A 23,432-nucleotide genomic window follows, 5' to 3' on the forward strand; every position below is an offset into this window, starting at 1 on the left:
GGGTCGCGTCGCGTCGAACGCATTTCCCGCGGCGGAGGCTCGGCCCGTCGTCACGGGCTCCCTCGCCTCACGTCTGCGCCATGTCCACGAACCGTGAGTAGTGTCCCTGGAAGGCGACAGTGATCGTCGCCGTCGGGCCGTTTCGGTGCTTGCCCACGATGATGTCCGCCTCGCCCGCGCGCGGGGACTCCTTCTCGTACGCGTCCTCTCGGTGCAGCAGGATCACCATGTCCGCGTCCTGCTCGATAGAGCCGGATTCACGCAGGTCGGAGACCATGGGCTTCTTGTCCGTGCGCTGCTCGGGGCCACGGTTCAGCTGCGAGAGCGCGATCACCGGCAGCTCCAGCTCCTTGGCGAGGAGCTTCAGGTTTCGTGACATGTCAGAGACTTCCTGCTGGCGGCTCTCGGACCGCTTGCCGCCGGACTGCATCAGCTGGAGGTAGTCGATGATCACGAGCTTCAGGTCGGCGCGCTGCTTGAGGCGGCGGCACTTGGCACGGATCTCCATCATCGACAGGTTCGGGGAGTCGTCGATGTACAGCGGCGCAGCCGAGACGTCCGGCATGCGGCGAGCGAGCCGGGTCCAGTCGTCGTCGGTCAGCGTGCCGGAGCGCATGTGGTGCAGAGCCACGCGCGCCTCGGCGGACAGCAGACGCATCGCGATCTCGTTGCGGCCCATTTCGAGGGAGAAGATCACACTCGGCATGTTGTGCTTGATCGAGCAGGCCCGGGCGAAGTCCAGCGCCAGCGTCGACTTACCCATGGCGGGACGGGCCGCGATGATGATCATCTGGCCGGGGTGCAGACCGTTGGTGAGCTGGTCGAGGTCGGTGAACCCGGTCGGCACACCGGTCATCTCCCCCGAACGCGAGCCGATCGCCTCGATCTCGTCGAGAGCGCCCTCCATGATGTCGCCGAGCGGCAGATAGTCCTCGGTGGTGCGTTGCTCGGTGACCGCGTAGATCTCGGCCTGGGCGCTGTTGACGATCTCGTCGACGTCCCCGTCGGCCGCGTATCCCATCTGCGTGATGCGGGTTCCGGCCTCGACCAGGCGCCGCAGGACCGCGCGCTCGTGCACGATCTCTGCGTAGTACTCGGCGTTCGCCGCCGTCGGCACCGTCTGCACCAGCGCATGCAGATACGGTGCGCCGCCGACCTTGGTGATCTCGCCGCGTCTGGTGAGCTCGGCCGCGACCGTGATGGGGTCGGCCGGCTCGCCCTTCGCGTAGAGATCGAGGATCGCCCCGTAGACGATCTCGTGCGCGGGGCGGTAGAAGTCATGGCCCTTGAGGACCTCGACGACGTCGGCGATCGCTTCCTTGGACAGGAGCATGCCGCCGAGGACGGACTGCTCGGCATCGAGATCCTGCGGCGGTACTCGCTCGAAGGAGGTGCCCTCGCTCTCCCACGCACCGTTCTCCCGGCCGCGGTCGTGCTGTTCGTCGCGACCCCGGCCTCCGTCGCGACGCTGTCGGGAGGGGGGCAGACGATCACTGGGACCGCTGTCGGCCCATGGATCGTCCAAGGGCTCGGAAATACTCACCGAGCCACCTCCTCCCGTCCGCTGAGCGGACCTCACCGTGCCACTCTTTTCTACGGCACGGCACTGACAAATAAGACGCCCAACTCCGGTTCTGGCGCGTCGGTTTTGTGACGTTTCCGAGGCCTGCGGACGGAGTGGGCGCCGCACCACCGTAGGCCTGTCGGCACCGTCAGCCAATCTGGTTATCCACAGGCCATGTGGACGACGGCCCGGATGCTGTGGAGAACTCCGCAAAACCTGTGCACGACCCGGTGGACAGCCCTGTGAACAAGCTTTCGCGGCTTTCATAAAACAGCCACTGACCTGCGCTTTCCCCATCCACCGGCTGTGCAGAAGAAAAACTTTCCCCATCAGGCCAAGATCTCCGCGAGCGGCACGCGGCAGCACGTGCCCAAAGCGAGGAGGTAATAGTCACAGGCCGATTGCATCTCTTACCTGTGGAAGATTAGATTGGTGGTCATGACACAGGCTCCCGCTGACCCCAGGGCGACCCGGCGCCGGCACGACCGCGAGATCGTCGCACTGGCCGTCCCCGCCTTCGGCGCACTCGTCGCCGAGCCCCTCTTCGTCATGGTCGACAGCGCGATCATCGGCCACCTCGGCACGGCTCAACTGGCCGGACTCGCCATCGCCTCTGTCCTCCTCACCACCGCCGTCAGCATCTTCGTCTTCCTCGCGTACGCCACCACGGCCGCCGTCGCCCGGCGAGTCGGCGCGGGTGATCTCCAGGCCGCCATCCGCCAGGGCATCGACGGCATCTGGCTCGCCCTGCTGCTCGGAGCCGCGGTCATCGCCATCGTCCCGCCCGCGGCACCCGCACTCGTGGACCTTTTCGGCGCCTCGGACATCACGGCCCCGTACGCGGCCACCTATCTGCGGATCTCGGCGTTCGGCATTCCGGCCATGCTCGTCGTCCTCGCCTCCACCGGTGTTCTGCGCGGCCTCCAGGACACCAGAACCCCGCTGTACGTCGCCATTGCGGGTTTCGTCGCCAACGCCGCCCTGAACGCCGGCCTCGTCTACGGCGCGGACCTGGGTATCGCCGGTTCCGCCTGGGGCACCGTCATCGCCCAGTGGGGCATGGCGGCGGCCTACTTGACGGTGGTCGTTCGCGGCGCACGCAAGCACGGCGCCTCGCTGCGCCCCGACGCTACCGGGATACGGGCCTCCGCACAGGCGGGCGCACCGCTCCTCGTGCGTACCCTCTCCCTGCGGGCGATCCTGATGATCGCCACGGCCGTCGCCGCGCGGCTCGGTGACGCGGACGTCGCCGCACACCAGATCATCCTGTCCCTGTGGAGTCTGCTCGCTTTCGCACTCGACGCGATCGCCATCGCAGGGCAGGCCATCATCGGGCGCTACCTCGGCGCGAACGACGTCCGGGGTGCCCGCGAAGCGTGTCGCCGCATGGTGGAGTGGGGTATCGCCACCGGAGTCGTGCTCGGGCTACTGGTGATCGTCAGCCGTCCGCTGTTCCTGCCCCTGTTCACCAGTGACTCCGTGGTCAAGGACATCGCGTTGCCGGCCCTGCTCATGGTGGCGCTGTCGCAACCGATCTGCGGAATCGTCTTCGTCCTCGACGGCGTACTGATGGGCGCGGGCGACGGCCGCTATCTGGCCGCGGCGATGCTGGTGACTCTGGCCGTGTTCACACCGGTGGCCCTGCTCGTACCGGCCTTCGGCGGCGGCCTCACCGCCCTCTGGGGAGCGATGACTCTCATGATGACCGTCCGCATGGTGACTTTGTGGCTGCGAGCGCGTTCGGGCCGGTGGATGGTCACAGGCGCCACTCGCTGAAAGCGCCGAGAGAGCCGCAAGCCCCGAACCACGCCCTGCTTCCTGCTCCGCTCTCTCTGTTTCACGTGAAACATCGACCCGATTCCTGCCGTTTCACGTGAAACACAGGCGTGCTGAGCCCCCGAGCGGCCCGAGGCCCGCGCGCCCCTGCGCCACGCGCTCACCCATCCGCTTACGCAGAAGGGCCGCACCCCGAAGGATGCGGCCCCACAGCTACTGCTTCAGCGAACGAATCGCTCAGGCAGCGACAACCTCGATGCTGACCTTGGCGGCAACCTCGGGGTGCAGACGAACGGACGTCTCGTGAGCGCCCAGCGTCTTGATCGGCGCGCCCAGCTCGATGCGGCGCTTGTCGACCTCGGGGCCACCGGAAGCCTTGATCGCCGAGGCGATGTCGGCCGGGGTGACGGAACCGAAGAGACGACCGGCGTCGCCGGAGCGGACAGCCAGACGGACCCGGACGCCTTCGAGGCGGGCCTTGATGTCGTTGGCCTGCTCGATGGTCTGGATCTCGTGGATCTTGCGAGCGCGACGAATCTGCTCGACGTCCTTCTCGCCACCCTTGGTCCAGCGGATCGCAAAGTTCCGCGGGATCAGGTAGTTGCGAGCGTAGCCGTCCTTGACGTCGACGACGTCGCCCGCGGCACCGAGGCCGGAGACCTCGTGGGTGAGGATGATCTTCATTAGTCGGTCACCCTTCCCTTATCGCGCGGTGGACGTGTAGGGCAGCAGCGCCATCTCACGGCTGTTCTTGACAGCCGTGGCGACGTCACGCTGGTGCTGCGTGCAGTTGCCGGTCACCCGGCGGGCACGGATCTTGCCGCGGTCGGAAATGAACTTCCGCAGCATGTTCGTGTCCTTGTAGTCCACGTACTGGACCTTGTCCTTGCAGAAAGCGCAGACCTTCTTCTTCGGCTTGCGCACAGGCGGCTTCGCCATGGTGTATCTCCTGTGTGATCAAGAAGTATGGGTACGACCCACCCTCGGCCCGAGGGCCTAGAAGGGGGGCTCGTCCGAGTAGCCGCCGCCGGAGCTGCTGGAGCCGCCGGAGTTTCCACCCCAGCCGCCACCGCCACCGGCACCGCCGCCGCCCTGGCTGCCACCGGCGGGAGTGCCGGTCGCCCAGGGATCTTCGGCCGGAGCGCCGCCGCCCTGCGGAGCGCCGCCGGAGTTTCCACCCCAGCTGCCGCCCTGCTGGCCGCCACCGCCACCACCGCCGCCACCGCTGTAACCACCCTGGCCACCTCGGCCGGCGGTCTTGGTGACCTTGGCCGTGGCACTGCGCAGGCTGGCGCCGACTTCCTCGACGTCCAGCTCGTAGACCGTGCGCTTCTCGCCCTGGGTGGTCTCGTAGGACCGCTGCTTCAGCCGGCCCTGCACGATGACGCGCATGCCTCGCTGGAGCGACTCTGCGACGTTCTCCGCCGCCTGACGCCAGACCGAGCAGGTCAAGAACAGGCTCTCGCCGTCCTTCCACTCGTTCGTCTGACGGTCGAACGTGCGGGGGGTCGACGCGACACGGAACTTCGCGACCGCCGCACCGGAGGGGGTGAAGCGCAGCTCGGGGTCGTCGACAAGATTGCCGACGACCGTGATGACGGTCTCGCCTGCCATAGGGGAACCTCTCGGCGGGTTTGCTGCTGGCTGCTTTTGGTGCTGCTACTCGAAATCCCGAGCTCAGCTGAGCGGGAGGCTCAGTGGGTCTCGGGGCGGAGGACCTTGGTCCGGAGGACCGACTCGTTCAGGTTCATCTGGCGGTCGAGCTCCTTGACGATCGCAGGCTCGGCCTGCAGATCGATGACCGAGTAGATGCCCTCGGGCTTCTTCTTGATCTCGTACGAGAGACGACGACGGCCCCAGGTGTCGACCTTCTCGACCTTTCCGTTGCCCTCACGGACGACGGAGAGGAAGTTCTCGATCAGGGGAGCGACAGCGCGCTCCTCCAGCTCGGGGTCGAGGATGACCATCACTTCGTAGTGACGCATGTGGAACCCACCTCCTTTGGACTCAGCGGCCACGGTCGTTCCGTGGCAGGAGGGTTGTTGATGCGTTCGCAACGGTATCGGCAGCCACTGACAATCGGAGGTCCTGAAAGGAATTCCTTGCCGTGGCCTGGGCAGACACCGGTGCAGACGGTACAGACTACCCGCACAGCGGCTTCCGGTTGAAAGCAGGCCCCCGTGACCGTCAATCTGTACACATCGGGTGTGTATGGCGCTACGATGCGCCGCCTTCCGCAGGAGGTGCCACATGGCACAGGCATTGCGACCCAACACCGCCGGATCTCTCTTCGCCACCGACGGCAAGCCCCATCCGCTCCAGGACAGTCTCCTCGCTGTGACACTGGTGCTCGGGGTGACGGCTTTCGTCACGGCGATGTTCCACAGCCTGCATCTGCTCAGCTCCTGGACCGGCTTGGTGGGGATCCTCACCGGCGCGTACGGACAGTTCGTCTCGGAGACGACCCGTGAACGCTTCGGGCTGATCCTGGGCCTCGGTGCCGCAGCGATCGGCTTCTTCCTCGGTATGGCGCACGGTGGCCTCTTCGGCGGCGTGATCGGCTGACGCGGACCGTTCCCTGGTGCCCCGGCCGACGCAGGGCCGGGGCACAGGTGCCGTACGGCCAGACGAGGCGCTCGCAGGGCGCAGTAGGCTTCGGCGCGAGAGCCGGAGCCCCTGTACCCATGGGGACACACCAGCCCGAGGAGCACCCACGAATGAGCCTGACCCTGAGGACGATCAGCCGAGAGCAGCATCTGGCGTACATCCAGAGCCTGCCGTCGGCGAGCCACATGCAGGTTCCGGCCTGGGCCGATGTCAAGGCCGAGTGGCGCTCAGAGAGCCTCGGATGGTTCGACGACCGGACGGGCGACATCGTCGGCGCCGGTCTTGTGCTGTACCGCCAGCTGCCCAAGATCAAGCGGTATCTCGCGTATCTGCCCGAGGGCCCGGTCATCAACTGGTTCGCGCCGAATCTCGACGACTGGATCCAGCCGATGCTGGCGCACCTCAAGCAGCAGGGTGCCTTCTCCGTGAAGATGGGCCCGCCGGTGATCATCCGGCGCTGGGAGGCCACCTCCATCAAGGCGGGCATCCAGAGCCCGGACGTGAAGCGGCTGCGTGACATCGAGGCCGACTTCATCGAGCCGCGTGCCTTCGAGGTCGCGGACAAGCTGCGTCGCATGGGCTGGCAGCAGGGCGAGGACGGCGGGGCCGGCTTCGGCGACGTGCAGCCCCGGTACGTCTACCAGGTGCCGCTCGCGAACCGCTCGCTGGAAGAGGTCCTCAAGAACTTCAACCAGTTGTGGCGCCGCAACATCAAGAAGGCTGAGAAGGCCGAGGTCGAGGTCGTCCAGGGCGGTTACCAGGACCTGGAGGAGTGGCAGCGGCTGTACGAGATCACCGCGGTGCGCGACCACTTCCGGCCCCGCCCGCTGTCGTACTTCCAGCGCATGTGGACGGCTCTCAACACCGAGGACCCCAACCGCATGAGGCTGTACTTCGCCCGCCACAACGGGGTGAACCTGTCGGCGGCGACGATGCTGATCGTCGGCGGGCACGTCTGGTACTCCTACGGCGCCTCGGACAACATCGGCCGCGAGGTCCGCCCGTCGAACGCCATGCAGTGGCGGATGCTGCGCGACGCCTACGCACTGGGCGCCACGGTCTATGACCTGCGGGGCATCTCCGACTCGCTGGACGAGACGGACCACCTCTTCGGGCTGATCCAGTTCAAGGTCGGCACGGGTGGGCAGGCTGCCGAATACCTCGGTGAGTGGGACTTCCCGCTCAACAAGCTGCTCCACAAGGCGCTCGACATCTACATGTCGCGCCGCTGATGTCCCGGAATTTCCGTTCGTACCTCTGATACACCGCAGCCACGAGAAAGGTTCCAGGTCCCGGCCATGGCGCTCACGCTCTACGTCGACACCGCGCGCTGGCGTGCGCACCACAAGCACGTGTCCGAGCAGTTCCCGGGGCTCGTCCCGGTCTGCAAGGGCAATGGCTACGGCTTCGGGCACGAGCGGCTGGCGGAGGAGGCCACACGGCTGGGCTCGGACATCCTGGCCGTCGGCACGACGTACGAGGCCGCCCGGACCAAGGACTGGTTCGGCGGTGATCTGCTGGTGCTGACGCCCTTCAGACGGGGCGAGGAGCCCGTACCGCTGCCCGACCGTGTGATCCGCTCGGTGTCGTCGGTGGACGGGGTGCACGGCCTCGTCGGCGCCCGTGTCGTCATCGAGGTCATGTCCTCCATGAAGCGCCACGGCGTGACCGAGCAGGAGCTGCCCCTGCTGCACGCCGCCATAGAGGACGTACGCCTCGAAGGCTTCGCGATCCACCTGCCGCTGGACCGCACCGACGGCTCGGACGCCGTCGAGGAGGTCATCGGCTGGATGGACCGGCTGCGCGCGGCCCGGCTGCCGCTGCACACCATGTTCGTCAGCCATCTCAAGGCCGAGGACCTCGCGCGGTTGCAGCAGCAGTTCCCGCAGACCCGCTTCCGCGCCCGTATCGGGACGCGGCTGTGGCTGGGGGACCACGAGGCCACGGAGTACCGCGGCGCCGTCCTGGACGTCACCCACGTGGCCAAGGGCGACCGCTTCGGCTACCGGCAGCAGAAGGCGGCCTCGGACGGCTATCTGGTGGTCGTCGCGGGCGGTACGTCGCACGGGGTGGGTCTGGAGGCCCCCAAGGCGCTGCACGGCGTCATGCCACGCGCCAAGGGCGTGGCCCGCGCCGGCCTCGCCACGGTCAACCGGAACCTCGCTCCGTTCGTCTGGGGCGGCAAGCAGCGCTGGTTCGCCGAGCCGCCGCACATGCAGGTCTCGATCCTCTTCGTTCCCTCGGACGCCCCGGAGCCGAAGGTCGGCGAGGAGCTGGTGGCCCATCTGCGGCACACCACCACGCAGTTCGACCGTATGGTCGACCGCTGACCGCACAGCCGAAGGTCATGTGAAAGGCCGTACACGGAGTCCGTGTACGGCCTTTCACCTGTCTCCCTGCGCGTGGTGTTCGCTCAGAGCGAACGGTCGTCGTCCTCCCGCACCCGCTGGCTGCCCCATTCCACCTGCGGTCCGTCGAAGGGCGCGGCGTGCCGCGGCGGACGGGCGGCGGGGCCGAGCACGAAGACGTCCTCGGCGCCGTTGAGCACGCCGCCGGACGGGTCGTCGTCACCGGCCCGGCGCACCACGTCCCGCTCCGGCATGAGGATGTCCCGGACGATCACGGCGCACAGATACAGCGTGCCCACCAGGTGCGCGGCGATGACGAATTGGTAGCCCTCGGTGGGCAGACCCTTGTGGGCGTCGCCGCTGGTCGTGTAGGCGAGGTACATCCAGATCCCCAGGAAGTACGCGACTTCGCACGCCTGCCAGATCAGGAAGTCCCGCCACTTCGGGCGGGCCAGTACGGCGAGCGGGACCAGCCACAGGACGTACTGCGGTGAGTAGACCTTGTTGGTGAGGATGAAGGCCGCGACGATCAGAAAGGCGAGCTGGGCGAAGCGCGGACGGCGCGGCGCGGTCAGCGTGAGCGCCGCGATGCCGGCGGCCGAGACCAGCATCAGGAGCGTCGCGAAGGTGTTGACGGTGTCGGTGGTGAGCGGGTTGTCCGAGCGCTGGGCGAGGATCAGCCAGAAGGAGCCGAAGTCGACGCCCCGTTCCTGGCTGAACGTGTAGAACTTCGACCAGCCCTCGAATGCGAAGACCATCACCGGAAGGTTCACGGCGAGCCAGGCGAGGGCCGCGCCTCCCAGTGCCTTGCCGAACGGCCGCCACATGCCCGCGCGCCAGCACAGCACGAACAACGGCCCCAGCAGCAGGAAGGGATAGAGCTTGGCGGCCGTGGCGAGCCCCAGCAGGACACCGAAGGCGAGCGACCGGCCCCGGGACCACATCAGCATCGCCGCGGCCGTCAGAGCGACCGCCAGCAGGTCCCAGTTGATGGTGGCGGTCAGTGCGACGGCGGGCGCCAGAGCGACCAGCAGACCGTCCCAGGGGCGCCGTGCGTGCGTACGCGACACGCATACGGCGATGATCGCCGCGCACACCATCAGCATTCCGGCGTTGACGAACCAGTACCACTGCTCCTGGTGCTGGATACTGCCGCTGCCGGGCGTGAGCCAGGCGGCCACCTCCATGAACACGCCGGTCAGCACCGGGTATTCGAGGTACTGCATGTCGCCGTCGAACTTGTCGAAGTACGGCACGAGTCCGTCGGCGAATCCGCGGCCCTGGTAGAGGTGCGGAATGTCGGAGTAGCAGGCATGCGTGTACTGCGTACTGGCGCCGAAGAACCAGCCGCCGTCGTAGCAGGGCGCCTTCTGGACCAGGCCGAGGGCGAACATGCCGATCGCCACGAGCGCGACCACCCGTACCGGAGTCCACCAGGACGTCCCCAGCAGGGCACGCCGTCCGATAGGGCCGCCGATCAGCTCACTGCCGGCCACGGCGATCTCGTCGTCCTTGGTCGGCCGTACTGGATCCGGCTCGCGCACGCTCGCTCGCGTCGTCTCTGCACTCGACATGGGCCTCATCCTGCCGTACGCGCCTAGGAATACGCCGAGGGCCGCCGCACCTGATCGGTGCGACGGCCCCATGTTTCACGTGAAACAACGTGAATCGGATCGGTGTTTCACGTGAAACACACGCGCCGGGTGCTGCGCGGCTACGCGTCCGGTCAGCCGAAGATGCCTCCGCTGCCGTTGCCGTTCGCGTTGCCGTTACTGGTTTCGTTGCTCTCCGTGGGCGTTGGACTGGACGTCACTCCGCCATCGGTAGTGCCTTCGTCCGTGCCGCCCGTCTCGCTTCCCCCGGTGTCTTCGCAGTTGACTTCGAAGGGGCCGCAGGACGACTCAGTCGGTGAGGGCGATGGCGACGGCTCGATCTCAATCTCGCTGCGTGTCGGCGTCGGTGTCGGCGTCGGCGTCGCTTCCTCGGTCTCGGTGTCAGAGGGAGTCGGACTCGGCAGCGGGTCCTCGTCGACGATCTCGCCGTAGGGCTCGGGAGTCGGGAAGTCCTTCACCGGCGCGCCCTTGAGCGCCTGTTCCATGTAGTCGTGCCAGATCTCGGCCGGGAACGAGGCGCCGTGGATCTTCTCCTGGCCACCCGTGCCGTACATCTCCAGGAACTCGCGGTTCTTCTTGGTCTCGTCGTCGTCCATCCGGAACATGCTGATCGCGGTGGACAGCTGCGGGGTGTAGCCGACGAACCAGGCCGACTTGTTGCCGTCGGTGGTACCGGTCTTGCCGGCAACCTCACGGCCGGTCAGCTGAGCCGCTGTACCCGTTCCGTCGTCGACCACGGTCTTGAGGACGTCGGTGACGTTGTCGGCGACCTGCTCGGTGAACGCCTGCTTGGAGGTGGCGATCTTCTCGTGCTCGAAGACCGTGCCGTCCTTGTTGCTGACCTTCTCGACCGAGTACGGGGTGTTCTGCTTGCCGCTGGCCGCAAAGGTCGCATAGGCGCCGGCCATGCGGATCGCGCTCGGCGACGACGTACCGATCGAGAACGACGGGAAGTCGGCACTGGCCAGGCTGCTGTCAAGGATGCCCGCGTCGGTGGCGGACTCCCTGACCTTGTCCAGGCCCACATCCATACCGAGCTGGACATACGCGGAGTTGGACGAGACCCGCATCGCCTCACGCAGATCGATCCGGAAGCTGGGCGCGTTGTACGACTCGTCGCCGTCGTTGCGCTGCAGCCACTCCTTGTCGTCCTTGTCCTTCCAGATCGTGCCGTCGTAGTTCTCGATCTTCAGCTTGTTCTTGCCGCTGTAGATGCTCTCCGGGGAGGTCTGGGTCCGCTCGTCCTGTGCCTGCGTCGCCCCCAGCTCCGGATCTCGTACGCCCCACTTCATCGCGGCGGCGAGTACGAACGTCTTGAACGTCGAGCCCACCTGGGCACCCGTCGTGTCGGCGTTGTTGGTGAAGTGCTTGGTCGCATCCACACCGCCGTAGATGGCCTTGATCGCGCCCGTTGCCGGGTCGACGGAGGCTCCACCGAACTGGACGTACTTGTCGGTGTCCGGACGCTTGGCCTCGTCGATGTTCGCCTTCTGGACCTTCGTGACCGCCTTCTCCAGCGCCTGGACCTTCTTCTTGTCGAAGGTCGTCTGGATCGAGTACCCGCCCTGCTGCAACTGGCTGGCGGTGATCCCGGTCTTGTCGGTGTTGTTGATCAGGTAGCCCTTGGCGAGGTCGACGAGGTAGCCGACCTGACCGCCCAGCGCGGTGTTGGAACGCGGGTTCTGGATCTTCGGGAAGGCCGTGTACTTGGCGCGCTCGGCCGCGGTCATGCGCCCGTCCTTGACCTCCTCGTCGAGGATGTACCTCCACCGCTTCACGGCCCGCTGGGTGTTGGCATCCTTGGTGGCGTTCACGGGGTCGACGGCCACGTTGCCTGCGGGGTCGTAGTACGTGGCACCCTTCAGCACCGCGGCCAGGAAGGCGCACTCGCTGGGGTCCAGATCCTTGGCGTTCTTGTTGAAGTACGCGCGGGCAGCTGCCTGCAGACCGTAGGAGTCCCGGCCGTAGAAGGCGGTGTTCAGGTAACCGGCCATGATCTCCTTCTTGTCGACGTTGGTGCCGACCTTGATGGAGATGAACAGCTCCTTGAACTTCCGCGTGAGTGTCTGCGACTGATCGTCCAGGCGGGCGTTCTTCACATACTGCTGAGTGATCGTCGAACCACCCTGTGTCTGACCGCCCTTGGCCATGTTGAACAGGGCACGGCCGATACCCATCGGGTCGATGCCGCTGTCGGTCTCGAACGTCTTGTTCTCGGCCGACATCACGGCGTACCGCATCGACGCGGGAATCTGCTCGTAGCCGATGATCTGACGATTGGCCTCACCACCGGTCGCGACCATCTCGCTGCCGTCGGCCCAGTAGTAGACGTTGTTCTGGGCCTTGGCAGCCTCGGCGACATTCGGCACGCCCACCAGGGCGTAGCCGATGCCGGCCACCGCCACCAGGCTGCCCACGAAGCCGATGAACAGGCCCGTCACCTGCCGCCATGACGGCATCCAGCGCGCCGCTCCGTACTTGCCCGCGCGCGGATAGTCGATGAGTCGCTTCTTGGGGGGAGGGCCGCCCGCGCGGCCTCTGCCGCGCCCGGGCCCGTTCGGGCCGCCGGGACCGCCGCGGCGTCCGCCGCCCTCGGCCGCTCTGCGGCGTCCACCAGTACTTCTCTGCGAGGCGCGCCGGGCTTCGGCGCGGCCTCCGGACAGGCGCTCTTCACCTTCCGCTCCATAGGGACCCGACCCGTAGGAACCCGATCCATAGGAGTCGGAAGGAGACTCGGTGGCGCCTCGCGGTGCCGCACGGCGGCCGGAGGACGAGCCGGACTGGCCGCGTCGGCCCTCGGCACGTCCGCCTCCCTGCGGCTGCGGCGGTTTGCGACGGTGCTCGCTCATCGAACGATTACTCCTTGGGCAGGCGCACCCGTGCGCGCCTGGAAACGGCGGCTGGTTTCCGGTCCCCCCAAAGTACGGATGCGGCCGTGTTCGCATTCACCCGTACCGCACCAAGCACGACGACGTCCCCAAACGTCACTCGGTTCCCGGTGGACTGCATGGCCCACAGACTACGCACCGTCAAAACCTGCCTAGTCCCGAAGTTCACCCCAAATCAGGCAACTTGCTTCCTGCGAATCGGTGATGTGATCCCGTTCACGACCTTCCCTCTTGTCGCATCCACAGGCTCGTTCTATCGTCTGGATGTATCGAGTCGATACATCAGCTCGGCATAATGAGTGCCCAAGACCGTCACGGCCCGACCGCGGGAGAGAGGAGGCGACGATGAGCCGGCGTTCCGGAATCCTTGAGTTCGCCGTCCTCGGCCTGCTCCGCGAGTCCCCGATGCACGGCTATGAGCTGCGCAAACGACTCAATACGTCACTGGGTGTGTTCCGCGCCTTCAGCTACGGCACGCTGTACCCCTGCCTCAAGACGCTGGTCGCGAGCGGCTGGTTGATCGAGGAGTCCGGGGGTGCGTCCGAGGACGCGCTCGCCGCTCCACTCACGGGGCGCCGCGCCAAGATCGTCTATCGGTTGACGGCGGAAGGTAAGGAGCACTTCGAGGAGCTGCTCTCGCAGACGGGCCCGGACGCGTACGAGGACGAGCACTTCGCCGCTCGATTCGCCTTCTTCGGGCAGACGTCCCGCGATGTACGCATGCGCGTGCTCGAGGGCCGCCGCAGCCGGCTGGAGGAGCGTCTGGAGAAGATGCGCATCTCTCTGGCGCGTACGCGAGAGCGCCTCGACGACTACACCCTTGAGCTCCAGCGCCACGGAATGGAGTCCGTGGAGCGCGAAGTGCGCTGGCTGAACGAGCTCATCGAGAGCGAGCGGGCCGGTCGGGACCTCAAGGGTGCCGTTTCCGGGGAACCCGACTCGCAGGACACCACATCTGGAGCGCCGGGCGGCCTGCCCCGGTCCCGGGAGGACGACTCCCGGACCGGTCCGTCCGACGACACCGCCACGTGAGGGCCGTCTCGGTCCTCACTCGTACACACAGGGAGCAACCGGAATGGGTTCGGTTCGCGTAGCCGTCGTCGGCGTGGGCAACTGCGCCGCGTCGCTGGTACAGGGAGTCGAGTACTACAAGGACGCCGATCCGGCGTCCAGGGTCCCGGGCCTCATGCACGTGAAGTTCGGGGAGTACCACGTCAGTGACGTGGAGTTCGTCGCCGCGTTCGATGTCGACGCGAAGAAGGTCGGTCTCGACCTCGCGGACGCCATCGGCGCCTCCGAGAACAACACCATCAAGATCTGCGACGTCCCCACCACGGGGGTGAGCGTCCAGCGCGGCCACACCCTCGACGGCCTCGGCAAGTACTACCGCGAGACCATCGAGGAGTCCGACCAGGACCCGGTCGACATCGTCCAGGTCCTCAAGGACAAGCAGGTCGACGTCCTCGTCTGCTACCTGCCCGTCGGTTCCGAGGCCGCGGCGAAGTTCTACGCCCAGTGCGCCATCGACGCCAAGGTCGCCTTCGTCAACGCCCTCCCGGTCTTCATCGCCGGTACGAAGGAGTGGGCGGACAAGTTCACCGAGGCGGGCGTCCCGATCGTCGGCGACGACATCAAGTCGCAGGTCGGCGCCACGATCACGCACCGCGTGATGGCGAAGCTGTTCGAGGACCGGGGTGTGGTCCTGGACCGCACGATGCAGCTGAACGTCGGCGGCAACATGGACTTCAAGAACATGCTGGAGCGCGAGCGTCTGGAGTCCAAGAAGATCTCCAAGACGCAGGCCGTCACCTCCCAGATCCGCGACCGCGAACTCGGCGCCGACAACGTCCACATCGGCCCGTCCGACTACGTGGCCTGGCTGGACGACCGCAAGTGGGCGTACGTCCGCCTGGAGGGCCGCGCGTTCGGTGACGTCCCGCTGAACCTGGAGTACAAGCTGGAGGTCTGGGACTCCCCGAACTCCGCCGGCGTCATCATCGACGCCGTGCGCGCCGCGAAGATCGCCAAGGACCGCGGCATCGGCGGCCCGATCCTCTCCGCGTCGAGCTACTTCATGAAGTCCCCGCCGGTCCAGTACTTCGACGACGAGGCGCGGGAAAACGTCGAGAAGTTCATCAAGGGCGAGGTCGAGCGCTGAGGAGTCCAGCGCTGATCAAGCCCTGACAGGCTTGTCGCTCCTGCCCGTCGAGGGTCCCCGGGTCATCCGCCCGGGGACCCTCCTCGTATGTGAGGCTGTGCCCCATGGCTGTCGTGCGTGACCTGCGCGTACTCCTGCGCCTGAGGAACTTCCGGCGACTGCTCGCCGTGCGGCTGCTCTCCCAGGGCGCCGACGGTGTCTACCAGGTCGCGCTCGCCACGTACGTCGTCTTCTCACCGGAGAAACAGACCTCGCCGACCGCGATCGCCTCCGCGATGGCGGTCCTGCTCCTTCCGTACTCCCTGGTCGGCCCCTTCGCGGGCGTCCTGCTGGACCGCTGGCGACGCCGCCAGGTCTTCCTGTACGGCAACCTGCTGCGCGCCCTGCTGGCATGCGTGACCGCCGTCCTGATGCTGAGCCACGTCCCCGACTGGCTCTTCTACGCCTCCGCGCTGTGCGTCACCGCCGTCAACCGTTTCGTCCTGGCCGGGCTCTCGGCGTCCCTGCCGCGCGTGGTCGACGACGACCGACTGGTCATCGCCAACTCGCTCTCCCCGACAGCCGGCACGCTTGCCGCCACGGCCGGCGGAGGACTCGCCTTCGTCGTACGCCTGGCGGCCTCCGACTCCGACGCCGCGGTGGTCCTCCTGGGCGCCGCCCTGTACCTCTGCGCCTCGCTCGCCTCCCTGCGCCTGGGCCGGGACCTGCTCGGCCCCGACCCCGAGTTGGTGCAGCCCCGGCTGGGAGCCGCGCTCACCGGCACCGCACGTGGCCTGGCCGCGGGCGTACGGCACCTCGCCGAGCCGGGGCGCCGGGAGGCGGCCTGGTCGCTGGCCGCGATGACGCTGATGCGGTTCTGCTACGGCGCCCTGACGGTCATGGTGCTGATGCTCTGCCGGTACGCCTGGTCGGACGGCTCCGACGACGGGCTGGCCCTGCTGGGGCTCGCCGTGGGCATCTCCGGCGCGGGTTTCTTCGTCGCGGCCGTGATGACCCCGGCGGCGGCCGGACGACTCGGTGCCGGCGGCTGGATCGTGGTCTGCGCCGGGACGGCGGCGATCCTGGTGCCCGGCCTCGGCCTGGCGTTCGCCGAAGTCCCCATGCTGATCGCGGCGTTCGTCCTGGGCCTCGTCACCCAGGGCTCGAAGATCGCCACGGACACGATCGTCCAGTCATCGGTCGACGACGGGTTCCGCGGCCGGATCTTCTCCGTCTACGACGTTCTGTTCAACGTCGCCTTCGTCGGCGCGGCTGGGGTTGCGGCCCTGATGCTGCCATCCGACGGCCGCTCGGTGGCCCTCCTGGTCACAATCGCCGTTATCTACGGGGCAATTGCTGCGACTATGGCCCGCTTTGAGCGCCGGTAAGTGTCACATGAAGGCCACAGAGACCCTCTGAGGTACAGAGTTGTCAGTGGGTCCCGATAACTTACGTGCGTCTTACTTCACACCAAGCGCACCCATAGCCAAGGGGGACTCCCGAATGACCACTCCGCCGCCACAGGACCCGACCGCGCCTGTACCCGTCCAGCCGGGGGCTCCCCAGCAGCCGTACCCGCCGCACCAGGGTGGCGCCCCGTTCCAGGGAGCTCCAGTTCCGCCGCCCGCGCCGGCCAAGCGCTTCGGTAAGAAGTTGCTGCGCTTCGGCGTGTTCATCGCCATCGCGATAGCCATCGGCCTGGGCAAGTGGTACTTCAACCAGAGTGACGCCGAGACAACGTCCGTGGGCGCCTGCATGCACAACGACGGTTCAGACACGAGTGCCGACCTCAACGAGGTCGACTGCACCTCCAGCGACGCCCAGTACAAGGTCGTCCAGAAGTTTGACAACACCAGCGACGCCGACAAGTGCGAGGCCGTCACGGAAGCGACGATCTCCTACTACCAGCAGGGCAGCAGCCACGACGTCGTGCTCTGCCTCAAGGAAGTCTGAGCGAGGCTCGGTACACCAACGCGCTGAGGGCGGTGTTTCACGTGAAACACCGCCCTCAGCGCGTTCCGGGCTCATGTTTCACGTGAAACATGAGCCCGTTTCACGTGAAACATTCCCCAGACGTGAACAGCTCAGCTCTGCTCGGCCCACCATTCCTTGAGCGCCGCCGCCGCCGACTCCTGCTCCATCGGCCCGTTCTCCAGCCGCAGTTCCAGCAGGAACTTGTACGCCTGCCCGATCCCCGGCCCGGGTCCGACGCCCAGGATCTCCATGATCTGGTTCCCGTCGAGGTCGGGACGGATCGCGTCCAGCTCCTCCTGCTCCTGAAGCTGGGCGATGCGCTCCTCCAGGCCGTCGTACGCCCGTGAGAGGGCCGTCGCCCTCCGCTTGTTCCGCGTCGTGCAGTCCGAACGGGTCAGCTGGTGGAGACGGCCGAGGAGCGGACCCGAGTCCCGGACATAGCGGCGGACCGCCGAGTCCGTCCACTCTCCGGTGCCGTAGCCGTGGAAGCGCAGGTGGAGTTCCACCAGACGTGAGACGTCCTTCACCAGCTCGTTGGAGTACTTGAGCGCCGTCATACGCTTCTTGGTCATCTTCGCCCCGACCACCTCGTGGTGGTGGAACGAGACCCGCCCGTCCTCCTCGAAGCGGCGCGTACGCGGCTTGCCGATGTCGTGCAGCAGCGCGGCGAGGCGCAGAACGAGGTCCCGTCCGTCCTGCTCCAGCTCCATCGCCTGCTCCAGGACGATCAGCGTGTGCTCGTAGACGTCCTTGTGCCGGTGGTGCTCGTCACGCTCCAGACGCAGGGCAGGCAGCTCGGGCAGTACGTGATCGGCGAGGCCGGTGTCCACCAGCAGCGTCAGGCCCTTGCGCGGGTGCGCGGACAGGACCAGCTTGTTCAGTTCGTCCCGTACCCGTTCGGCCGAGACGATCTCGATGCGCCCGGCCATCTCGGTCATCGCCGTGACGACCTCAGGAGCCACCTCGAAGTCGAGCTGGGCGGCGAACCGCGCGGCCCTCATCATCCGCAGCGGATCGTCCGAGAAGGACTCCTCGGGCGTACCCGGCGTGCGAAGCACCCTCTCGGCAAGGTGCTCACGTCCGCCGTGCGGGTCGATGAACTTCCTCTCCGGCAGCGCCACGGCCATGGCGTTCACCGTGAAGTCACGCCGGACGAGGTCCTCCTCGATGGAGTCGCCGTACGACACCTCAGGCTTGCGCGAGGTCCGGTCGTACGCCTCCGACCGATAGGTCGTCACCTCAACCTGGTAGCCGTCCTTCTGCGCCCCGACCGTGCCGAAGGCGATCCCGACCTCCCACACGGCGTCCGCCCAGGGCCGGACGATCTTCAGTACGTCCTCGGGGCGGGCGTCTGTCGTGAAGTCCAGGTCGTTGCCGAGCCGGCCCAGCAGCGCGTCCCGGACGGAGCCGCCGACCAGGGCGAGCGAGAACCCGGCCTCCTGGAAACGGCGGGCGAGGTCGTCGGCGACCGGGGCCACCCACTGCAGGTCACTCACCGCGGGGTGCTGCACCTGGGTCGGGGTCGGGGCACTGGCATTGTCTTCGTTGGCGTTCGGCACAACAGAAAAGGGTACGTGGCCCGGGCCACGGCGCGCGCCTCCATAAAACGTTTACGCACTCCACCGGGGACTCCTCCATCAATACACGCACATAGAGGACAGTCCGCCGGTGTTTCACGATCTTGTGGACCAGTGCGCGGCACTTCCCCTCAGCGCGCATCGTTACCATGCGTGGACGCACTTCCGACGACCACTGACGACGAGGGACGGGCGAACGCGTGGCCGAGGCGGCAGACTTCCCGGGGCTGACTCTCTCTCCCGCGCGCCGGTGGTTCCGGCGGGCCGGAGTGCTGCTCACGGGGGCGCCCCTGCTGGCCGGTCTGATGCAGCTCCCCGCCGGACAGCCGGCGTATGCCGCCGGGTCGGACCCGGTGGTCGTCTCCGTCGACTCGCTCACCCCCAGCGCCCCCACGGACGGGGACACGCTGACCCTGTCCGGCACGGTGACCAACAAGGGCAAGCGGGCGGTCACGGACGCCCACGTGGATCTGCGCGTGGGACAGCTGCTGACCACCCGCTCGGGGATCGACGACATCGCCGCGCGCACCGACTACGTACCGGGCGCCGACGGGACGGAGATCGGCGGCAAGTACGTCGAGGAGTTCTCGAAGCTCACGCCGGGTGTCGCCCAGCCGTTCACCATCTCCGTGCCGGTCGACAAGCTGGGCCTCGGCCAGGACGGCGTCTACCAGATCGGCGTCTCACTGTCCGGCGAGACCTCAGCGGAACCGTACGAGCAGGTGCTCGGAATCCAGCGGACGTTCCTGCCGTGGCAGCCGGAGGAGGCGGACACGAGGACGCGGACGACGTATCTGTGGCCGCTGATCTCCACGGTCCACATGACGGCGGAGACGGGCCCCGGCGAACAGCAGACCCCCGTCTTCCTCAACGACGACCTCGCCACGGAGATCTCCCCGGGCGGACGCCTGCAGCAGATGCTGTCCCTGGGCAAGGACCTCGACGTCACCTGGGTGATCGATCCCGACCTGCTGGCCTCCGTCGACGCGATGATCGGCAGCTACGGTGTGCAGGGTGCCGGCGGCACCAGTACGCCCGGCGCCGGTCAGACGGTCGCCAAGCAGTGGCTCGCCGAACTCCAGGACGCGGTCGAGGGCAAGGAGGTCGTCGCCCTCCCCTTCGCCGACCCCGACCTCGCCTCCATCGCGCACAACGGCAAGAACGTCACCGGCACCCTGAGCCACCTCAAGAGCGCCACGGATGTCGCCGCCAGCACCGTGGAGACGATCCTCCACGTCACCCCCAGCACCGACTTCGCCTGGCCGGTGAACGGAGCCGTCGACCCGTCGATCGTCAAGATCGCCACCTCGGCGGGCGCCGACAAGGTGATCGCGCGCAGCGACAGCCTGAAAGAGACCGGCGATCTGCCATACACGCCCTCGGCGGCCCGCCCCATCGGCGGCGGCACCACGGCGGTGGTCGCGGACATGCGGATGTCCACGGCCTTCCAGGGCGACATGACGAACGCCGACGGCTCCACGCTCGCGGTACAGAAGTTCCTCGCCCAGAGCCTCACGGCCACGCTCCAGACTGACAAGCAGCGCACCACGGTCGTCGCCCCGCAGCGCATGCCGTCCGCGAGCCAGGCCCAGACGATGGCGGAGGCAGTCACCGCCCTCCAGAACGGGAACTGGTCCCAGTCCCAGGAACTCACCGCGACCGCCGGCACCAAGCCGGACCCGGGCGCCTCCACCAAGGTGCCCTCGGCGTCGTCGTACTCCGCCACGCTGCGCCGGCAGCAGCTGCCGCAGTCGGCCTTCACGAAGATCGCGACCACGCAGGACAAGCTCGGCAACTTCAAGATCATCCTCACTGACAAGACCCGTGTGGAGACCCCCTTCGGGCGGGCCATCAATCGTGAGATGGCCACGTCCTGGCGCGGCCGGTCCGGCGCGGCGGACAGTTTCCGCAGCAGTGTGGACTCCTACCTCGAAGAACTGACCCAACAGGTCAACCTGATCAAGAAGTCCGAGACGAAGCTCTCCGGCCGCAGCGCCACGATCCCGGTGACGGTCCAGAACAACCTCGTGCAGCCCGTCGACAACCTCGTACTGCGGGTCACATCGACCAACCCGACCCGGCTCAAGGTCGGCGGCAAGGACTATCAGGAGCAGGACGTCGCAGTCTCCGGCGGGCACAGCCAGTCGGTGAAGTTCACCACGTCGTCCAACGCCAACGGCCCGGTGGCTGTGATCGCCCAGCTGTACACGAAGGGTGGCCAGCCGTACGGCCCCCCCATCTCCTTCGACGTGCGGGCCACCGAGATCACGCCCACGGTGATGCTGGTCATCGGCGGCGGCTTCCTGCTGCTCGTGCTCGCCGGCCTGCGCATGTACACCCAGCGCAAGCGCGCCGCCGCCCGGCGCGCCGAGGAGTCCGGTGACGGGCACGAGGACGGGGCCACGGAGGGCGACGGAGCCGACGAGAGCCACGCCGACTCCGAGAGCCGTCCCCAGGGGGAGTCGGACACAGCGTTGCGGGCAGACGCCCCGGAGCAGCCGAGTGACCCGACGCCGAACACCGCACCGGAAAGCGCCGACCCGTCCGGGACGGGTGAGAGAGTGGACCGTTGAGCGATGTCGTGGCCGGTGGGCCGGCAAACGATGAGGTGGGGTATCCATGAACGCGCCGTACGACGGTGACCGCGGCCAGGACGCGGGCAGCTCGGGCTACCCCGAGGGCCCGCCGCCCGAGCACGGCCAGGTGCCGGCGCAGCCCCCTGCGGACATGTACCTCCAGGACGCCTACACCCAGGACGCCTACACCCAGGACCCCTACCGGGCCCAGGACCTCTCCGCCCAGGACCCGGTGGCCGAGGCGCTCTACGACCGCGCCGCGCATCCCCCGCCGCCGGCCGGCACCTACCAGCCGCAGCCCCCGCTCTACGGACAGCCCGCCCAGTCGCCGTACGCTCCCGACCCTCAGGTGTGGGCCCAGACCCCGGCCCCCGAACCGGACGCGGCCACCCAGTACCTGCCGTACGGCGACGACCCCCGCACCACCCAGTACGTGGGCGTCGACGCCCTGGTCAGCCAGGCCGGCGAACAACGGCACGAGCCGGACGCCTTCGCGCATCTGTTCCGGGACCAGCAACAGGGCAGCGGACAGCCGCCGGTGGGGCCCCCCGCGGTCCCCGGCCCGTCCCCCTCGCCCGCCCCGGGCAACGGCCCCGAGCCGTGGGCCCAGGTCCCGGCGTCCGACGCCACGATGCAGCTCACCCCGACGGCGGCACCCGCCCCCGCTGCGGCACCGGCGGCTCCCAAGAAGGGCGGTCGTGCCGCGGGCCTGCTGAAGTCGAGCGCCGTCATGGCGGCGGGCACGATGGTCTCCCGCCTCACCGGCTTCATCCGGTCGGCGCTGATCGTGTCGGCCCTCGGCCTCGGCATGCTGGGCGACTCGTTCCAGGTCGCCTACCAACTGCCCACGATGATCTACATCCTGACCGTGGGCGGCGGCCTCAACTCCGTCTTCGTGCCACAGCTCGTCCGCGCCATGAAGGATGACGACGACGGCGGCGAGGCGTTCGCAAACCGTCTGCTGACTCTCGTCATGGTGGCCCTCGCCGCACTCACCGCACTCGCGGTGTTCGCCGCGCCCCTGCTGGTCCGCGCCCTCTCTGTGGAGATCGCCTACAATCCGGCGGCCAACGAGACAGCCGTCACCTTCACCCGCTACTTCCTGCCCACCATCTTCTTCATGGGCATCCATGTCGTGATGGGACAGATCCTCAACGCGCGCGGGAAGTTCGGCGCGATGATGTGGACGCCGGTCCTGAACAACGTCGTCATCATCATCACCCTCGGCATGTTCATCTGGGTATACGGCAGCGCGGCGGACTCCGGCATGGAGGTCACCACCATCCCGCCGGAGGGCCAGCGGCTCCTCGGCATCGGCGTGCTGCTCGGCCTCGTTGTCCAAGCCCTCGCGATGATCCCGTATCTGCGCGAGACCGGCTTCAGGATGCGGCTGCGCTTCGACTGGAAGGGCCACGGCCTCGGCAAGGCGGCGATGCTCGCCAAGTGGACGATCCTGTTCGTCCTCGCCAACCAGGCGGGCGCGCTCGTCGTCACCCAGCTGGCCACCGCCGCCGCCGGCGAGAACCCCACGGTCAAGGGCACCGGCTTCGCGGCCTACGCCAACGCCCAGCTCGTCTGGGGCCTGCCGCAGGCCATCATCACGGTCTCCCTGATGGCGGCCCTGCTACCGCGACTGGCGCGCTCGGCCCACGAGGGCGACGGCGGCGCGGTCCGCGACGACATTTCCCAGGGCCTGCGCACCACCGCCGTCGCGATCGTGCCCATCGCCTTCGGCTTCGTCGCCCTCGGCATCCCGATGTGCACCCTGATCTTCGGTTCCTCGGGCATCACCGAAGCCACCAACATGGGCTTCATGCTGATGGCCTTCGCCCTCGGCCTGATCCCGTACTCCGTGCAGTACGTCGTCCTGCGCGCCTTCTACGCGTACGAGGACACCCGCACCCCCTTCTACAACACGGTGATCGTGGCCGCCGTCAACGCGACGGCCTCCGCCCTCTGCTTTTTCCTGCTCCCGGCCCGCTGGGCCGTGGTCGGCATGGCTGCCTCGTACGGCCTCGCGTACGCGATCGGAGTCGGCGTCGCCTGGAACCGGCTGCGTAAGCGGCTGGACGGCGACCTCGACGGCACCCGCGTGCTGCGGACGTACGCCCGGCTGAGCATCGCCTCGGTACCGGCCGCGCTGCTCAGCGGCGCTGCCTGCTACGGCATCGGCCGCACACTGGGCCAGGGCGTCGGCGGCTCGTTCGCCGCCCTGCTCGGCGGCGGTGCCGTCCTCCTCGTCGTCTTCTACGTCGCCGCCCGCCGTATGCGCATCGAGGAACTCAACTCGCTGGTGGGTATGGTGCGCGGGCGACTGGGGCGGTGAGTCGGGGGCAGGCGCACAACCATCGTCCGCCACCGCGTGTCGTGCA

18 protein-coding genes are annotated in these 23,432 nt (G+C 67.7%); 10 read left to right on the forward strand and 8 right to left on the reverse strand.

Translation table 11 applies throughout. The annotated features are described in order from the left end of the window. Positions 1-67: 67 nt before the first annotated feature. The gene (gene dnaB, locus ACH4TV_RS15640; RefSeq protein ID WP_398398225.1) at positions 68-1,543 is read right to left on the reverse strand and encodes a replicative DNA helicase; all 1,476 of its coding nucleotides are present in this window, start codon (positions 1,541-1,543) and stop codon (positions 68-70) included. A 459-nt stretch (positions 1,544-2,002) separates the two neighbouring features. Between dnaB and ACH4TV_RS15645 the strand changes: the two genes are divergently transcribed. Continuing rightward, complete coding sequence (locus ACH4TV_RS15645; protein WP_398398227.1) at positions 2,003-3,340, forward strand: MATE family efflux transporter; 1,338 nt, start codon at positions 2,003-2,005, stop codon at positions 3,338-3,340. A 237-nt stretch (positions 3,341-3,577) separates the two neighbouring features. Here ACH4TV_RS15645 and rplI read toward each other — a convergent pair whose 3' ends face one another. From rplI to rpsF, 4 genes are all read right to left on the reverse strand, one after another. Continuing rightward, positions 3,578-4,024, reverse strand: a complete 447-nt coding sequence (gene rplI, locus ACH4TV_RS15650; protein WP_398398229.1) for a 50S ribosomal protein L9 — start codon at positions 4,022-4,024, stop codon at positions 3,578-3,580. Positions 4,025-4,042: 18 nt separating this feature from the next. After that, on the reverse strand, positions 4,043-4,279 hold the full coding sequence (gene rpsR / locus ACH4TV_RS15655; protein ID WP_006381652.1) for a 30S ribosomal protein S18: 237 nt from the start codon (positions 4,277-4,279) through the stop codon (positions 4,043-4,045). A 57-nt stretch (positions 4,280-4,336) separates the two neighbouring features. Further along, entirely contained in the window at positions 4,337-4,954 is a 618-nt protein-coding gene (locus tag ACH4TV_RS15660; RefSeq protein ID WP_398398231.1) for a single-stranded DNA-binding protein, read from the reverse strand. 80 nt (positions 4,955-5,034) lie between these two features. Then, positions 5,035-5,325 (reverse strand): 30S ribosomal protein S6, encoded by a 291-nt coding sequence (gene rpsF, locus ACH4TV_RS15665; RefSeq protein WP_006381649.1) that lies wholly within the window; start codon positions 5,323-5,325, stop codon positions 5,035-5,037. Positions 5,326-5,590: 265 nt separating this feature from the next. On the opposite strand from rpsF, the gene ACH4TV_RS15670 reads away from it, so the two are divergent. The 3 genes from ACH4TV_RS15670 (at position 5,591) to ACH4TV_RS15680 (ending at position 8,277) form a co-directional block, all read left to right on the forward strand. Further along, positions 5,591-5,905 (forward strand): hypothetical protein, encoded by a 315-nt coding sequence (locus ACH4TV_RS15670; protein WP_369029120.1) that lies wholly within the window; start codon positions 5,591-5,593, stop codon positions 5,903-5,905. Between the two features lie 152 nt (positions 5,906-6,057). Next, positions 6,058-7,179 carry a peptidoglycan bridge formation glycyltransferase FemX gene (gene femX / locus ACH4TV_RS15675; protein WP_398398233.1) on the forward strand — a complete coding sequence of 374 codons (1,122 nt, stop codon included), beginning with the start codon at positions 6,058-6,060 and terminating at the stop codon, positions 7,177-7,179. Between the two features lie 66 nt (positions 7,180-7,245). Next, entirely contained in the window at positions 7,246-8,277 is a 1,032-nt protein-coding gene (locus ACH4TV_RS15680; protein ID WP_398398235.1) for an alanine racemase, read from the forward strand. Positions 8,278-8,360: 83 nt separating this feature from the next. On the opposite strand, the gene ACH4TV_RS15685 is transcribed toward ACH4TV_RS15680, so the two are convergent. Together ACH4TV_RS15685 and ACH4TV_RS15690 are read right to left on the reverse strand one after the other, a co-directional pair. Next, positions 8,361-9,869 carry a glycosyltransferase family 87 protein gene (locus ACH4TV_RS15685; RefSeq protein ID WP_398398237.1) on the reverse strand — a complete coding sequence of 503 codons (1,509 nt, stop codon included), beginning with the start codon at positions 9,867-9,869 and terminating at the stop codon, positions 8,361-8,363. A gap of 152 nt (positions 9,870-10,021) precedes the next feature. After that, positions 10,022-12,757, reverse strand: coding sequence for a transglycosylase domain-containing protein (locus ACH4TV_RS15690; RefSeq protein ID WP_398398240.1), 2,736 nt, complete (start codon positions 12,755-12,757; stop codon positions 10,022-10,024). Between the two features lie 384 nt (positions 12,758-13,141). Between ACH4TV_RS15690 and ACH4TV_RS15695 the strand changes: the two genes are divergently transcribed. The 4 genes from ACH4TV_RS15695 (at position 13,142) to ACH4TV_RS15710 (ending at position 16,886) form a co-directional block, all read left to right on the forward strand. Continuing rightward, a complete protein-coding gene (locus tag ACH4TV_RS15695) occupies positions 13,142-13,828 on the forward strand; it encodes a PadR family transcriptional regulator (RefSeq protein ID WP_398398242.1) in 687 nt (228 codons plus the stop codon). Between the two features lie 43 nt (positions 13,829-13,871). Then, positions 13,872-14,954 carry an inositol-3-phosphate synthase gene (locus tag ACH4TV_RS15700; protein WP_398398244.1) on the forward strand — a complete coding sequence of 361 codons (1,083 nt, stop codon included), beginning with the start codon at positions 13,872-13,874 and terminating at the stop codon, positions 14,952-14,954. A gap of 104 nt (positions 14,955-15,058) precedes the next feature. Further along, the gene (locus tag ACH4TV_RS15705; RefSeq protein WP_398398245.1) at positions 15,059-16,321 is read left to right on the forward strand and encodes an MFS transporter; all 1,263 of its coding nucleotides are present in this window, start codon (positions 15,059-15,061) and stop codon (positions 16,319-16,321) included. Between the two features lie 115 nt (positions 16,322-16,436). Then, positions 16,437-16,886: a hypothetical protein gene (locus tag ACH4TV_RS15710; protein WP_398398247.1), complete on the forward strand. Its 450-nt coding sequence runs from the start codon at positions 16,437-16,439 to the stop codon at positions 16,884-16,886. A 131-nt stretch (positions 16,887-17,017) separates the two neighbouring features. Here the strand turns inward: ACH4TV_RS15710 and ACH4TV_RS15715 are convergent, their stop codons facing one another. Beyond that, positions 17,018-18,466, reverse strand: coding sequence for a CCA tRNA nucleotidyltransferase (locus tag ACH4TV_RS15715; protein ID WP_398398249.1), 1,449 nt, complete (start codon positions 18,464-18,466; stop codon positions 17,018-17,020). Between the two features lie 218 nt (positions 18,467-18,684). Between ACH4TV_RS15715 and ACH4TV_RS15720 the strand changes: the two genes are divergently transcribed. Beyond that, positions 18,685-21,057, forward strand: a complete 2,373-nt coding sequence (locus ACH4TV_RS15720; protein WP_398398251.1) for a DUF6049 family protein — start codon at positions 18,685-18,687, stop codon at positions 21,055-21,057. Positions 21,058-21,103: 46 nt separating this feature from the next. Continuing rightward, positions 21,104-23,386 (forward strand): murein biosynthesis integral membrane protein MurJ, encoded by a 2,283-nt coding sequence (gene murJ / locus ACH4TV_RS15725; RefSeq protein ID WP_398398253.1) that lies wholly within the window; start codon positions 21,104-21,106, stop codon positions 23,384-23,386. Positions 23,387-23,432: the final 46 nt, after the last annotated feature.

Origin of the sequence: Streptomyces sp. NPDC020898 (assembly GCF_044333925.1) — a bacterium.
In the GTDB taxonomy this organism is placed as follows: domain Bacteria; phylum Actinomycetota; class Actinomycetes; order Streptomycetales; family Streptomycetaceae; genus Streptomyces.